The 14,441-nt window shown below is 70.2% G+C and carries 10 protein-coding genes; 6 read left to right on the forward strand and 4 right to left on the reverse strand.

Features of this window, described 5'->3' with window-relative positions; translation table 11 throughout:
* Positions 1-24 precede the first annotated feature (24 nt).
* Positions 25-498 carry a PIN domain-containing protein gene (locus LZ199_RS38080; protein ID WP_253998705.1) on the forward strand — a complete coding sequence of 158 codons (474 nt, stop codon included), beginning with the start codon at positions 25-27 and terminating at the stop codon, positions 496-498.
* Here LZ199_RS38080 and LZ199_RS38085 read toward each other — a convergent pair.
* Entirely contained in the window at positions 474-2,009 is a 1,536-nt protein-coding gene (locus LZ199_RS38085; protein WP_253998706.1) for an NADase-type glycan-binding domain-containing protein, read from the reverse strand. The two genes, LZ199_RS38080 and LZ199_RS38085, sit on opposite strands and share 25 nt — an antisense overlap.
* Entirely contained in the window at positions 2,006-2,998 is a 993-nt protein-coding gene (locus LZ199_RS38090) for a cytochrome c family protein (protein WP_253998707.1), read from the reverse strand. Before LZ199_RS38090 ends, LZ199_RS38085 begins: the two co-directional genes overlap by 4 nt.
* 80 nt (positions 2,999-3,078) lie before the next feature.
* On the opposite strand from LZ199_RS38090, the gene LZ199_RS38095 reads away from it, so the two are divergent.
* Entirely contained in the window at positions 3,079-4,092 is a 1,014-nt protein-coding gene (locus LZ199_RS38095; RefSeq protein WP_253998708.1) for a zinc-dependent alcohol dehydrogenase family protein, read from the forward strand.
* Positions 4,093-4,167: 75 nt separating this feature from the next.
* On the opposite strand, the gene LZ199_RS38100 is transcribed toward LZ199_RS38095, so the two are convergent.
* On the reverse strand, positions 4,168-6,885 hold the full coding sequence (locus LZ199_RS38100) for an RIO1 family regulatory kinase/ATPase domain-containing protein (RefSeq protein ID WP_253998709.1): 2,718 nt from the start codon (positions 6,883-6,885) through the stop codon (positions 4,168-4,170).
* 481 nt (positions 6,886-7,366) lie between these two features.
* Between LZ199_RS38100 and LZ199_RS38105 the strand changes: the two genes are divergently transcribed.
* The 4 genes from LZ199_RS38105 (at position 7,367) to LZ199_RS38120 (ending at position 13,261) form a co-directional block, all read left to right on the forward strand.
* On the forward strand, positions 7,367-8,134 hold the full coding sequence (locus LZ199_RS38105; protein ID WP_253998710.1) for an EF-hand domain-containing protein: 768 nt from the start codon (positions 7,367-7,369) through the stop codon (positions 8,132-8,134).
* Between the two features lie 189 nt (positions 8,135-8,323).
* Entirely contained in the window at positions 8,324-11,101 is a 2,778-nt protein-coding gene (locus LZ199_RS38110; protein ID WP_253998711.1) for a response regulator, read from the forward strand.
* A 76-nt stretch (positions 11,102-11,177) separates the two neighbouring features.
* On the forward strand, positions 11,178-12,473 hold the full coding sequence (locus tag LZ199_RS38115; protein WP_253998712.1) for a DNA polymerase beta superfamily protein: 1,296 nt from the start codon (positions 11,178-11,180) through the stop codon (positions 12,471-12,473).
* On the forward strand, positions 12,470-13,261 hold the full coding sequence (locus LZ199_RS38120; protein ID WP_253998713.1) for a nucleotidyltransferase domain-containing protein: 792 nt from the start codon (positions 12,470-12,472) through the stop codon (positions 13,259-13,261). Before LZ199_RS38115 ends, LZ199_RS38120 begins: the two co-directional genes overlap by 4 nt.
* Positions 13,262-13,283: 22 nt before the next feature.
* Here the strand turns inward: LZ199_RS38120 and LZ199_RS38125 are convergent, their stop codons facing one another.
* Positions 13,284-14,204 (reverse strand): hypothetical protein, encoded by a 921-nt coding sequence (locus tag LZ199_RS38125; protein ID WP_253998714.1) that lies wholly within the window; start codon positions 14,202-14,204, stop codon positions 13,284-13,286.
* Positions 14,205-14,441 lie beyond the last annotated feature (237 nt).

The following is a 14,441-nucleotide window of genomic DNA, read 5'->3' on the forward strand; positions in this document are numbered from 1 at the left end:
ATACCTCGGCCTCCAGGAACCTGAATGTCCCCATTGGCCTCCCCGCTTCCCGTGGTGCTCGACACCAATGTCGTCCTGGACCTGTACGTCTTCGAGGACCCCGCGCTGCGCGTGCTCCACACGGCGCTGGAGGCGGGCACCCTGGTGGCGTGGGCGGAGGACGCGACGCTGGCGGAGCTGGGCTTCGTGCTGGCGTCGCGCCACTTCCTGCCGGGGCGAAACATGGAGGGCCGGAAGACGGCCCTCGAACGCTACCGGGCGAGCGTGAAGCTGCTCCCGCCGGACGCGTCAGGGCCTGCGCTGGAGCTGCCTCGATGCAAGGACCGGGACGACCAGAAGTTCCTCCTCCTGGCCGCCCGGGCCGGGGCCGCGTGGTTGGTGAGCAAGGACAAGCGCGTGCTGTCGATGGCGGACCGGCGCGAGCTGCCCTTCGTCATCCTCACCCCCCGCCAGGCCGTGGCGCGGCTGGGGGCTCAGGCGTTGGTGGCGGCCACGTAGCGCAGGACGCGCACCGACTCCATGCCGATGATGAAGGTGGTGATGGTGCTCAGCTTCGCCTTGCCCTTGGCCTCGCGCCAGTCGAGCACGTGCAGGTAGATGGGGTCGTCACCATCCTCCAGTCTCTTGTTTCCCATGATGAGCACCGTGTCGGCCTTGTCGCCCGAGTAGGTGACGAGCGTCTGGCGGAAGTTGATCCACGACTCGCGGTTGCCGTTCTCCTCGCTGAGCCCGCGCAGGAAGGCGGTGGGTTTGGCGAGCGTGCCCTGGACGTATTCGCCGCCGGTGAGCTGGTGCGTGAGCTGCTCGCTCCGGGTGCTCAGGTTCCCTTCCTCGTAACCCATGCACATGTATTCACAGCGAGAGACTGACTCGTCCGCGGAGGCCTTCTCTCCCGGATTGTCCGCCTCGCACTGCTTGACGCAGGCGGCGAGCGCGCGGGCCTCCGACTTGCGGGTGCTGGAGATCTTCGCGTGCATCTGGGCCTGGGTCGCATCGGCCTCGAAGAAGGCCGCGTCCGCCAGGTGCAGCAGTCCGGCGACGCGCACGAGTCCGGGGTCCTCCATGAAGGACAGGGCCGAGGTCGCGGCGGCCCGCTGGGGGCGCAACTGCGCGGGTTTCACGCGAAGCCACTGCGCGCGTGCCTCGGAGTCCTTGCCGCTTCGGTTGAGGTCGGCGCGCTCGAACAGGGCCGCCACCGCCTTCGCGCGAGCGAGCTGCGCGCTCCAGGCCTTCTTCTCCGGCACCGCGGCCAGCCATTTCGTGGGGGTGCGCTCCTGCGCGTAGAGGAAGTTCTCCTGCTCCTCGGTGTTCTTCTGGATGAAGAGGTCCTCGGAGTCGTAGTGCGCCGCCCACTCGAGCTTCGCCTGCGTGTCGTTGCGCGCGGCGGCCAGCTTCCGCTCGTACGCGTAGGCGCGCACCTGCTCGAAGGCGGCCGTCTCCATCTCCGCCTTGTAGGGGTCCTCGCCCTCCACGTACACGCGCAGGTCGCTCAGGCAGGTGTCGTCGTACGACGCGCCGGGATAGGTGGAGACGAGGGTGAGCCGCACGCCCTGGACCTTGGCGGGCACGGGCAGGCGGACTTCCTGCCAGCCGAGCACGTCCTTCAGCTCCACCTCCACGGCGGTGCCCGTCGTCTGCGGACCCGTCTCTCCCTGGCCGAGCGGCTCCAGCTTCACTGCCTTGGGCCGGGCGTTGGCCCGGTAGAGCTTCTCCGTCTTCTGGTAGCCGTTGCGCAGGAACACGCGGAAGGCTTTCGCGCGCGTCAGTTCCGGGCCCCACCACTCAATCGCCTCGCCCACGCCGGTTCCCTTGGCGCCCTCGACCCAGGCGGTGGCCGGGTCGTCGTCGGCGACGTAGAGGGGGAGATAGTTCTGGGCGTGCTTGTTCCAGCCGTTCTCAAGGAAGGAGGACGCCGTCACGCGGCGCGGATGCAGGCGGTGGGCGGTGCCCGCGTCGGGCTCCAGGAGGACCGGCGGCGCGGCGGCGAGGATGAGCGACAGGAGAATCATGGCTTGCGCTCCAGGGGTGTACGAGAAGGCGGAAGGGGCGCGGCCCACAGCACCAGCCGTGAGAGGCCCGGGGGATAGAGTCCCGAGTCTTCCTGCTCGCGGGACACCAGGTGGTAGACGACGCGGGCATAGCGCGCGCCAGCAGGCAGTCGGATGCGACGAGGCGAGCCCGGAAGCAGCCGCGTGTCCTCGACTGCGCCCAGGTGCGGCAGTGTCTCGGGAGGCCAGGGGCGCGTTTCCAGGCGGCGGCCCAGCGTGGCCACGGTGCGCGAGGACTCGAAGAGGGGATGGTCGGAGACCTCCACGCTGACCCAGCGCATGACGTCACCCGAGGGGAAGGCGTGCCCCACGTCGCGCGTGGAGAGCAGGAGCGCGCCGTCCATGGCCTCCACGACGAGCGCGGCCTTCAGGGACTCGGTGCGACGGGTGCCTCCCAGGCCATGGTCGCCGCCCGGCATGTGACAGCTCGCGCAGTGGCGGCTGTCGCCCGTCTGCTTTCGCCACCGGCTCCATTCGCCCACGGTGTCCTGTTGCCACTGGGTGTCGGAAAGCCGGACGCGCTGGCCGTCGTCCTGGAGCACGGGGAAGCCGAACTGGTGGCAGCCCGCGCAGGGCATCGCGGGCGCGGCCTTCGCGTCGCCGAGGGGCGCGTGGCAGCCCGCGCAGGTGACGCCGTGTTCCTCGGGCGGACTGTCGGCGGGGAGCGCGCCTCGCTCCAGGTTGCGTGCGAGGGGGGCGTGACATTGGACGCACCAGGCGGGCCGGTCCTCGGTGATGGCGACCTGGAAGACATCGTCCGTGCGCGCGGTGGCGTGGCCGCTGCGCTTCCAGGCCTCTACCTGGGGTGCGTGGCACTCCGCGCAGCGCTGGACGCTCCAGTCGGGGAGTCCGTGCGGTGCGGGGCCGACCTCCATGCGCGCGGTGCCCTGGGGAAAGCGAGGGCCGGGCGCGGAGGCCAGCAGCGCGCAGGTGAGGAGGAGGGCGTGCACGGTGAGGCAGGGAGTGTAGGCGTCCTCCGCGTGCGAGCGCGACTCCCACCCTGGGGCGTGGGCGCGGTAGAACGCGACCCATGCGGGCCTACGAGATTCGAGACGGATTCGGGTTGGACAAGCTGGTGCTGGGTGAGCGGCCGGACCCCACGCCGGGCCCGTTCCAGGTGCGGGTGAGGGTGAAGGCGACGAGCCTCAACTACCGCGACCTGATGATGGTGGAGGGTCGCTACAACCCGAGGCAGAAGCTGCCGCTGATCCCCAACTCCGATGGCGCGGGGGTGGTGGACGCGGTGGGGCAGGGTGTCACGCGCGTGAAGCCGGGGGACCGGGTGGTGGGTCTCTTCTCGCAGGCGTGGCCCTCGGGCGAGCCGACGCGCACGGCGCAGCAGAACACCCTGGGAGGGCCGCTGGACGGAGCGCTCGGGGACACGATGGTGCTTCACGAGGACGGCGTGGTGCCGACGCCCGCGTATCTGTCGGATGAGGAGGCGGCCACGTTGCCATGCGCGGCGCTCACGGCCTGGAGCGCGCTGGTGACCTATGGCGCGTTGAAGGCAGGCGACGTGGTGTTGCTGCAGGGGACGGGTGGGGTCTCCATCTTCGCGTTGCAGATCGCGAAGCTGATGGGCGCGCGCGTCATCATCACCTCCAGTCGCGACGACAAGCTGGAGCGGGCGCGGGCGCTGGGGGCGCACGACGTCATCAACTACGTGAAGACGCCGGACTGGGACAAGGCGGCGCGGGCGCTCACGGGGAACGTGGGCGTGGACCACGTGGTGGAGGTGGGCGGAGCGGGGACGTTCGAGAAGTCACTGCGCGCGGTGCGGCCCGGAGGCACGGTGTCCGTCATCGGCGTGCTGAGCGGCGGCGCGGGCTCGGTGCCGCTGACGTCCATCCTGATGCAGAACCTGCGGGTGCAGGGAATCCTGGTGGGGCATCGCCAGGGCTTCGAGGCGCTGCTGCGCGCCTTCTCGCAGCACACGGTGCGTCCCGTGGTGGACCGCGTCTTCGCCTTCGACGAGGCGGTGGAGGCGTTTCATCACCTCAAGAGCGGAGCGCACTTCGGCAAGGTCGTCGTTCGCGTGGGGTGAGCCGGGGCCCACCGTCGGTGTTCGCGGGGGCCCGGTGAGGTGAACTGCTCACCGGGCCTGGATGTCGACGGGAGCTCAGGAGCCCGTTTCGGTCGGGCCCGAGTCCGAAGGGTTGTTGGAGCGGGCGACGTAGCTCACCTGGGGACCCCCGCGAGGCCCACGGGGGCCACCGCTCCGATTCTGGGGGGAGCGCTGCTGGCGGGGACCATTCTGCCGAGGCTCGCGCGGCGTGTTGCCGCCAGAGCTGGCGTCAGGTGCGTTGTTCGCGGAGCGGGTCTCCACGAGGGGCTGGGAGCCCCTGCGGTTGCCGCCGCGCTGTTCGGTGTCAGGGAAGGGGCTCTCGCCACCGGCCCGGACCTCGTTGCCATGACGTCCGTTCGGCGCGGAGGGCTGCTCATACGGAGGACGAGAGCTGCCGTTGCGCGAGTCACCCTGCGAGGTGCGGGAGCCGTTGCGCGATTCACCCTGGGCGCCGCGAGGTCCTCCATTGCGTGGCTCACCCTGCGCGATGCGGGGATTGCCTCGGCGCTGCTCTCCCGCGACAGGGCGCGAGGCGTCCTCACCAGGCTGTTCACGTGCTGGGCCGCGAGCAGTCCTGTTGTGCTGCGAGCCTGAGGTCGACGGAGACGGGTCGGCGGGCTGCTCGGCGGGATGGCCGCGCGACCCTCCGTTGCGTGAGTTCCCCGCGGCACGAGGGCCCCCGTTGCGCGAATTGTCCGAGGCAGGCGGCCCGTTGCGCGAGTCATCCGAGAAGCGCGAGCCGTTGTGCGACTCGTCCGAGCCGCGCGGGCCGTTGTGCGACTCGTCCGAAGCGCGTGGAGCGCCGTTGCGCGAGTTGTCCGAGAAGCGCGGGCCGTTGCGCGAATCGTCCGAAGTGCGTGGAGCGCCGTTGCGCTGCTCACCACCACGGGTGCGTGGATTGCCGTTGCGCGATTCATCCGATGCGCGCGGGCCGTTGCCGCGCGAATCCTCCGCGAGGTGCGGGCTACCGTTGCGCTGCTCACCGCCGCGAGCGCGCGGGTTGCCATTGCGCGCATCCTCCGCGAAGTGCGCATCGCCGTTGTGCTGCTCGCCGCCAGTCGCACGCGAACCGCTGTTGCGCGAATCATCCGAGGCGCGAGGGCGACCATTGCGAGGTGCGTCCCCGTTGCGCTGATCGCCACTGACGCTCTGCTCGTCCCCCGAGGCACGCGGGCCGCCATTGCGCGAATCATCGGAGGCACGTGCGTATCCGCCACGAGAGTCTCCCGCGGTACGGCCTGACGCGCCGTTACGGGGCTCGCGCTGCGCGGCGCGCGGGCCGCCATTGCGCGAGTCACCCGAGGCACGCTGCTCGACCTGTGGCGAACCTGGACTCCCACGCTGCTCGACCTGGAGCGAACGAGGACCTCCACGCTGCTCGACCTGTGGCGAACCTGGACTCCCACGCTGCTCGACCTGCGGCGAACGTGGCCCACCGCGCTGCTCGACTTGAGGCGAGCGCGGACCTCCACGTTGCTCGGCCTGCGGAGAACGCGGGCCTCCACGCTGCTCGACTTGAGGCGAACGCGGGCCTCCACGCTGCTCGACTTGAGGCGAACGTGGACCTCCCCGCTGCTCGACCTGCGGCGAGCGAGGACCTCCACGCTGCTCGGCCTGAGGCGCACGCGGACCCCCACGCTGCTCAGCCGGACCGGTGCGAGGTCCACCTGCCTGCGCTCCACCCTGGGGCGGGCGAGCGGCACTCGCACCACCGCTCCGCGGCGCGGAGGCCGGAGCACTGGGGCGGTTGTTGCCGGAGCGCGGCGGTGAACGACCCGGTCCGCGACGTCCTCCTCGCTGCGGCGGAGACGCCGGAGGCCTGCTCCGCTCGCCACCTCCCTGGCGAAGCACCAGGGCCTCCAGTTCGCGCAGCTCGGCCTCTTCGGCCTCCTCGGGCGTCATGGGGGCCTTGGGCGGCTCGGGCAGCACTTCCACCGGCTGCGGCTGGAAGTCGCGACGTCTGCCATCCATGCGCGCGTCCGGACGTCCGGCACCCGGGCCCGCGCGACGCTTCGAGTCTCGGAAGTTCCCGGACGGGACGAAGTCCGGCGTCAGCTCACGCTTGTTGTACGCCGCCCAGATTTCGCCCGCGTCACCCGAGGCGCCGTGCTGCAACCAGGGCGCGATGCCCGCGAGGAACTCGCGCAGGTTGTCCAGGTCGCGCCGGAAGTAGAACTCCGCGCGGTTGTTGCGCGCGGCGGCGATGGTCTGCGGAAAGTCGATGATGGTCGGCCCCGCGTAGCTCATCAGGACGTTGTAGGGCGACAGGTCCCCATGGATGAGGTCGGCGCACAGCATGCTGACCACCTGGGCCCGAAGGTCCTCGTACATCGCCTGCGCTTCCTCGGGCGTCGCCGGGGGCGCCTCCACCAGCCGGGGCGCGGGTTGGCCCTGCGCGTCGAGCACCAGCTCCATCAGCAGGATGCCCTCGTAGAACATCACCGGCGTCGGTACGCGCACGCCCCCTTGGCCGTGCAGCTTGTAGAGCGAGTCCGCCTCGGCGCTCTTCCACGCCTCCTCGGAGGCCGCCTGGCCGAAGCGACTGCCCTTCTCCATGGCGCGACGCGTCCGGGAGTTGCGCACCTCGCGCCCTTCCCGATAGCCCACGTTGTTGCGGAAGTTCCGCTCGTGGCGCTGCTTGTACAATTTGGCTGCGACTACCTGCCCGGCGTGCTGGACCAGCCACACCTCCGCTTCCTTACCGGTCTTCAACTGGCCGATGACGGCCTCGATGATTCCGTCGGCGAGGAGGGTCTCTAGCGAGTCATTCATTCAGAGGCGGAAGTCCTTCTGGGGCTCGGGCGGGTGTCACGGAATGCACGCGGTGCGGCCCTGCTCGCAGCGCGCGGTGGCATGTGAACATCTGGCGGGGCCCTCTTGCTACCGCGATATCCCCGGGAGCAGTCAGGGGGGCCGACGCTCGGCCTGCTAACAGTTTGTCCGCCAGGGTTCCAGGGTATCAAGGGGACGCCGGAGCAGGTGAGTCATTCCAGACCTTGTCCCAGAGGCCAAGGCCTTGAACTCGGGGCCGCCAAAAGAGGCCGGGTACCAGGCGACCTGGCGGCGGACCGACAGGCAGGCGGGCGTCGGCAAGCCACCTCGTCGGGCCTCCAAGGAGGTCGGGTGCGGGCCCCCGCGTCGCTGTCCGGGCACCCGGGCGCGAGTCGGAGGGCTCGCAAGCACCTGCACACAGGGGACTGCCGACCCGCACCGGGAGAGCGCTACGATGCGCGCCGCCCAGGAGGAGTCACCCATGGCGACGAAGAAACGCAAGTCCAGTGCTGCGAAGAAGTCATCCCGGCGCGCCTCCACTCCAAAGAAGACCGCGACGAAGAAGGGCGCGGTACGGAAGGCGCCCGCGAAGAAGAGCGCGACTCGAAAGAGCGCCGCGAAGAAGGGCGCGGCTCGCAAGGCCCCGGCGAAGAAGAGCGCGACTCGCAAGAGCGCCACGAAGAAGGCGGCGACTCGCAAGAGCGCCACGAAGAAGGCGGCGACGCGCAAGAGCGCCACGAAGAAGGTGGCGACGCGCAAGAGCGCCGCGACGTCCACGTCCGCGCGTGCGAGTTCCGCGAAGACGACCTCCGCTCCTGCGAGCGTCGCGAAGAAGCCCACGAGGAATCCGACGACACCTCGTTCCCCTCCGCGCGAGGACTCCCGGAAGACGCCCGAGGCACCGCCCTCCGCGGAGGTCATCGCCGTCGCCTGGGATGAGCGCCCGGCCACGGGCTCGCCCTTCGTCGAGGAGGTGGAGACCTCGTCCGCGGGCATCCAGCCCCTGGCGCCCGCGCACGCGGCGGTGGATGAGCTGACCAGCTCCGGCAACGAGCTGCTCGACATCTTCCAGCGCTATGACCGCAACCGCACCGGCAGCATCGAGCGCGCCGAGTTCGCGCGGCTGCTGGAGGCACTCGGTCAGAACGTCACCGACGAGGAGCTGGAGATCGCCGTCGACATCGTCGACACGGACCGCACGGGGAAGATCTCCTGGAGCCAGTTCAAGGCGTGGTGGACCAGCCGCTGACGGGGCGGCAAGGAGCCAGGCAGAGGCCGGGCCGCGAAGGTGGCGACGTCGCGACCGGCCGGGTTCACCCAGGGAGGACCCGGGACACGCAGGGGGAAAGGGCCGGCCCACGAGCCCTCTGCTGTTCGAGTGCCCCTAAATAGTGACGGGGGGCCGGGCTGACCTACACTCGCGGCGGGAAGGGGAACTGTGTCCGACCTGGCGTCCAGCGCACATTCCACCGTCTTCGAGCACGCGCGCGACGCGGTGCTCGTGCTCGACGCCGCGCAGCTCATCCAGGAGGTCAACCGCGCCGCGGAGCGCATCTTCGGACCTCGCGCGGAGCTGGTGGGCATGGCGGTGACGCGGCTGTTGTCGGGCTGGCGTCCCCCGGACACGCGAGGCTCGCCCGACACGCCGTATGAGACGGAGCTGGCGGGGCAGCGTCCGGGAGGCTCGGGGCCGGCGTACTACCTGCGCGTGCAGACGCTGACGCAGGTGGATGCGCAGGGCACGCCGCTGGGCTGGGTGCTCCTGCTCCAGGACATGCGCGGCAGCCTGGAGGTGGAGGCCTCCATCCGCCAGCAGAAGGAGTTCTTCGAGGCGGTGGTGCGCAACAGCCCGGTGGCCATCGTCACCATCACCCGCCAGTTCATCGTCCTGTCGTGGAACCCCGCCGCTGAGCGGCTCTTCGGCTACACGCCGCAGGAAGCGCTGGGCAAGCACATCTTCGACCTGGTCGCCACGGAGGAGACCGTCCTGCCCGAGGCGAAGAAGGCGCAGCGGGACGTGACGCAGCGAGGCCGCGTGCACTCCGTCACCCGGCGGCTGCGCAAGGACCACACCATCGTCGACGTGGAGCTGCTCGCGTTGCCGGTGTCGGTGGGTGGTCGGCAGCTGGGCTTCATCGCCATCTACCACGACATCACCGACCTCCAGCGCGCGCGCCAGGCGGCGGAGTCCGCCAACCAGGCCAAGAGCTTGTTCCTGGCGACGATGAGCCACGAGATTCGCACGCCGATGAACGCCATCATCGGCATGACGGGGCTGATGCTGGACACGCACCTGACAGGGGAGCAGCGGGAGTTCATCTCCACCATCCGTCAGAGCAGCGAGGCGTTGCTCACCCTGCTCAACGACGTGCTGGACTTCTCCAAGATTGAAGCGGGCCGGTTCGAGACGGACCTGCACCCGTTCGACCTGCGGCAGTGCGTGGAGTCGGTGCTGGACCTGCTCGCGGTGCGCGCCAGCGAGAAGGGGTTGGATCTGGGCGCGGACATCTCGCCGAAGGTGCCGCAGGTGGTGATGGGGGATGCCTCGCGACTGCGGCAGGTGCTGCTCAACCTGGTGGGCAACGCGCTCAAGTTCACCGAGTCCGGGGGCGCCGTCGTCTCCGTGGACGGCGCGCGCCGCACCGAGGCGCCCGACTCCCCCTGGGAGCTCACCTTCTCCGTGCAGGACACGGGGCCCGGCATCTCCGCGGAGATGCAGAAGGGGCTCTTCCAGCCCTTCAACCAGCTCGACGTCTCGGTGACGCGCAAGTTCGGTGGGACGGGCCTGGGGCTCGCCATCTCCAAGCGCCTGGTGGAGGCGATGGGCGGGCGCATCTGGGTGGAGAGCGAGGGCGTGGTGGGACGGGGCGCCACGTTCCACTTCGCGCTCACGGTGCAGGCCGCGCCGCAGACGACGGCGGGGTATCTGCGCGCGGACCAGCCGCTGCTGCAGGGCCGCCGGGTGCTCATCGTCGACGACAACGCCATCAACCGGAGGCTGCTGGGACGGCAGCTCCAGTCCTGGGGCGCGGTGCCGGTGGAGGCGGGCTCGGGGATGGAGGCGCTGGCGAAGCTCCAGCCGGGCGCGGGCTTCGACGTCGTGCTCATCGACCACCAGATGCCGGGGCTGGACGGGCCCTCGCTCGCGGCGCGCATCCGTGAGCGGGACGACCTCCGCTCGCTGCCGTTGTTGCTGCTCACCTCGCCCGGTCGTCGCGCGGTGCCACCGCCGGGCCTCTTCTCAGGGGTGCTGTCCCGCCCGATGAAAGCCTCTCAGCTCCACGACACGTTGATGTCCTGCTTCTCGCGGGACGTGGCCCGCGTCCGCGCGGAGACCGCTCCCTCCGGGGCGCCCGCTCCCAGGGACCGTCCGGGAGACCGGGTGCCGTTGCGCATCCTGCTGGTGGAGGACAACCCCACCAATCAGCGGCTGGCCAGCCTGATGTTGGACCGGCTGGGCTACCCGGTGCAGGCGGCGTCCAACGGACGGGAAGCCGTCCAGTGGGCCATGCGCCAGCGCTTCGACGTGGTGCTCATGGACCTCCAGATGCCGGAGATGGACGGGCTGGAGGCCACGCGTCGGCTGCGCCAGGAGCTGCCGCCCAACGTGCAACCGTGGGTCATCGCGATGACGGCCAACGCGATGGACTCGGACCGGGAGCAGTGCTTCGAGGCGGGGATGGATGACTTCCTCGCCAAGCCCATCCGCGTGGAGGCGCTGACGGCCGCGCTGGTGCGCTGTCAGACGCCGCGTCCGCAGGGAGGCACACGCGCGCGGGCGGAGCGTGGCACGCTCGTGGAGGCGCCGCTCGACGAGGATATCGTCCCGGTGGCGGCGCGCATCCCCGGCCTGCAGTCCGCCGCGCTGGCGCGACTGTGGCGGGAGCTGGGCACCCAGGCGGTGAACATCCTCCCGGAGCTCATCGACACCGCGCTGCACAGCATGCCGGCGCTGCTCGACGACGCGTACACGGCCCTGCGGCATGGGCTGCTGGATGACCTCAGCCGGGCCGCGCACACCCTCAAGTCCAACGCCGCGTGGTTCGGTGCGGCGGCGCTGGAGATGCAGTGCCGGGACATCGAGTTGCGCGCGGACGCGGGCGACGTCGCGGACATGGCGGAGCGCCTGGACCGCTGTCGGGCGGAGCTGGATGTGGCCCGGAGGCTCTTGTCCCGCCTGCGTGAGAGCATCGGAACTCCCGCGTCCCGGAGCTGAGCCCCACGGCGTGGTCAGCCCCTTCGGGCTGGCGCCGTCCCTGGCGACCGCGACCTTCCCCTTCGAGGTGAATCCCATGAGCAACTCTCCAACGGACCCTCCCCGCTCGGGGACTTCCCGCATCCGAGGGCTGGAGCAGGTGGACCGGCTGTCGGTGCCCCTGCCGCACGGAACCGAGGTGACGACGCGCGTGGAGCGTCTGGCCTCGGGCGGGCGGCGGATTCCGCAGGGCGTGGTGGGGCGCGTGGTGCGGGCCCGGGATGGTGGGCTCGACATCCAGATTGTCGGCGTGGGCGAGGTGTGGTTCGCGCGCGAGGAGCTGGTGCCCCGGCGGCCGGGACAGGTCCAGTTCGCGAGGCGCCGTGAGGCGGCGTGGCAGTCGCTGGTGCCCTGCGTGGTGCTGGAGACGCGCGTGGGCAGTCACGCGTGGGGTCTGGCGAACGCACAGTCGGACGTGGACGTGCGCGGCATCTTCGCGCTGCCGCTCTCGTGGACCTTCGGCCTCGTGGAGGCGCCCATGGACCTGGTGAGCGCCGATGGCAGCAGCACCTACTGGGAGACGCGCAAGACGGTGGAGCAGGCGCTGCGGGCGGACCCGAACACGCTGGAGACGTTGTTCGTCCCGGGGGCCAAGGCCATGGACGAGCTGGGCGAGTGGTTCCTCGCGGAGCGCGAGGCGTTCGTCTCGCAGGCCATCTTCGGCAGCTTCGGGCGCTACGCCATGAGCCAGTTGGACAAGCTCACGCGCAGCCAGCGTCTGGCCGAGCACAGGGACCTGCTGCTGGAGTGGCTGTGCGAGGAGCCGGCTCCAAACCTGGACGAGGTGGCGCGGCGCCTGTCGGAGGTGTCTCCGCGCGAGGCGCCCACGCCGCAGGATGCGTTGCTGGCGGCGAAGACGTACGTGAAGCAGCTCTACCGCTCGCTGTGGGACCAGGGGCTGCTCGCGGCGAACGACTTCGCGGCGCTGACGGCCTATGCGCGGGGTGGGGGACAGCGTCCTCCGTCCGCGCGGGAGCTGCGGCCGAAGAACGCGTACAACCTGCTGCGGTTGATTGCCACCGCCACGGGTTGGCTGCGCCAGGGCGAGCCCGTCTTCGAGGCGACGGGGGCGCTGAAGGCGCGGCTGCTGGCCATCAAGGAAGGCAGCGTGCCGCTCGACGACGTGCTGCGGGACGCGGAGGCGATGGCGCCGGAGCTGGAGGCGGCACGTCAGGAGAGCCGCCTGCCGGAGCACCCCGACTACGCGCGGGCGGACCGGCTGTTGCGGCGGGTGGGGGACGAGGTGGCGCGGCGTTGGGTGATGAAGACCCCCGGACCGCTGGGGCACGACGCGCCCGAGGCCCCGGTGACGGAGTGGAGGGATTCGGAATGAAGGGCACGATGACGGAGCAGGAGCGGACGGTGGCGGACCGCGTGCTCGACGAGGAGTCCGCGAAGCGAGAGCACCTGGTGGTGTCGCTGTCGGGCGCGCATGCCTATGGCTTTCCCTCGCCGGACAGTGATTTGGACCTGAAGTCCATCCACATCGCGCCCACGGCCCTGCTGCTGGGCCTGCAGCCCCGCCACCTCAACGCCGAGCGCCTCCAAGTGGTGGACGGCGTGGAGGTGGACTACTCGTCCAACGAACTCCAGCCCGTGCTCCAGGGACTGTTGCAGGGCAATGGCAACTACCTGGAGCGCCTGGTGGGCGCCATTCCGGTGCGGGTGTCCCCGGAGCTGGAGGCCCTTCAGCCGCTGGTGCGCGGCGTGTTGTCGCGTCGCGTGCACCGCCACTACCGGGGCTTCGCCCACGGCCAGCTCCGTGAGTGGGAGAAGAGCGGCTTTCGCTCCGCGAAGAAGCTCCTCTACGTGCTGCGCACCACGCTCACCGGAACGCACGCGCTGCGCACCGGCGAGGTGGAGACGGACGTCACCGAGCTGCTGGATGCCCATGGCTTCACGGAGGCCCATGAGCTGGTGGAGCAGAAGCGACGGGGAGAGAAGAGCGAGCTGCCCGAGTCGCTGAGCGCGAAGTGGCGCGCGGAGGTGGCCCGCTCCTTCGAGGTGCTCGACGCCGCGCTGGAGGCCTCCGTGTTGCCCGAGGAGCCTCCCCAGGCGGCCGTGGATGCGCTGGAGGCGTGGATGCTGGACCTGCGGCGCAGGCGGTTCGTCGCCGCCTGAGCGCTGGCTGCGCGAAGGTGGCTCAGGGAGAAGTGGGTGACAGCCGCGAAAGAGAGCGGTCCTTGACCTTGAGCCACGCCTGTTGCCGGAACAGGTACGTCGAGCAGAGCTGCCGCCACGTCCACACGTCCGGCAGCGTCCACCAGTTGGCCGGAGGCTGGATGCCTTTGTCCCGCAGGTTGCCGATGGCCCGGTAGCCGACGCCGTCGAGCTGGTAGGCGGAGTTGGACTCCAGCACCAGCACCTTGTCCGTCGCGGGGTGGTGGTCCACCACGAGGAAGGTGTGGCCGGAGCGCCACTGGTTTCGCCAGCCCTGGATGAGCGTCCACGGGTGCGGAGGCACATCCGGAGAGGGCGTGGGGATGGCCATGCCGCTCTCGATGGCGGCGGTGACAGGAGAGAAGTAGTCCTCCGTGGAGGCAATCATCATCTGCCGGTGCCGACGGGAGTCCCAGCTGAAGCTGTCGCCGTGCGCGTCCGCGTAGGCCTTCACCGTGAGGGCCTCCACGAAGGTGCAGCAGTTGTTGAACTGGGGCGGCGCCAGGGGGACCTTGATGCCCGGCAAGGGCCACGGGTAGTAGGCCTTGTCCAGGTCATACTTGAAGCCACGCAGCCCGCCGAGGAGCGCGACGAGCCGGTCCTCGCGGATGGCCATGGGCTCGTCGTCAAAGCGAAGCCTCACGGCCGGAGGCGGCTTCTCCTGATTGACGAGCGTCGCGTAGCGCTGGGTGCGCCACCGCAGGCAAATCCAGGTGTCCAGCGCGCCGAGCGTGGGGACTTCCAGGCGCGCGTAGTCGGTGTCAGGCGTCGGGAAGCCGGGGCGCTCTTCCACGACGAAGTACGTGCCCGGCTCGACGTAGCCCTCGAACTGCGCGTTCGTATCCGGCTCCACGAAGCCACGCAGTCGAATGGGAAGCTTCGCGACTCGATAGGTTTCCGCCAAGACATGACCCCCGGAGATGATGACTTGCCGTGAAGGCTAACTCACTCCAGGAGTTGTTGGGCAGGACGTGCCACGGATGGGGCACGGCGGGTGCCCCTCCTGGTCTGGGTTAGCCGCGGCAGTCCAAGGGACAGTTCGTTGGGTTCTCGTAGGGGGCGCAATGCTGATCGCCGCACGCGCTGCCTCCGCAGTCCGAGGGACAGGTGACGGGCTCATTCCCATCGCACTTGTCATCGC

Origin of the sequence: Myxococcus qinghaiensis, assembly GCF_024198215.1 — a bacterium.
GTDB lineage: Bacteria > Myxococcota > Myxococcia > Myxococcales > Myxococcaceae > Myxococcus > Myxococcus qinghaiensis.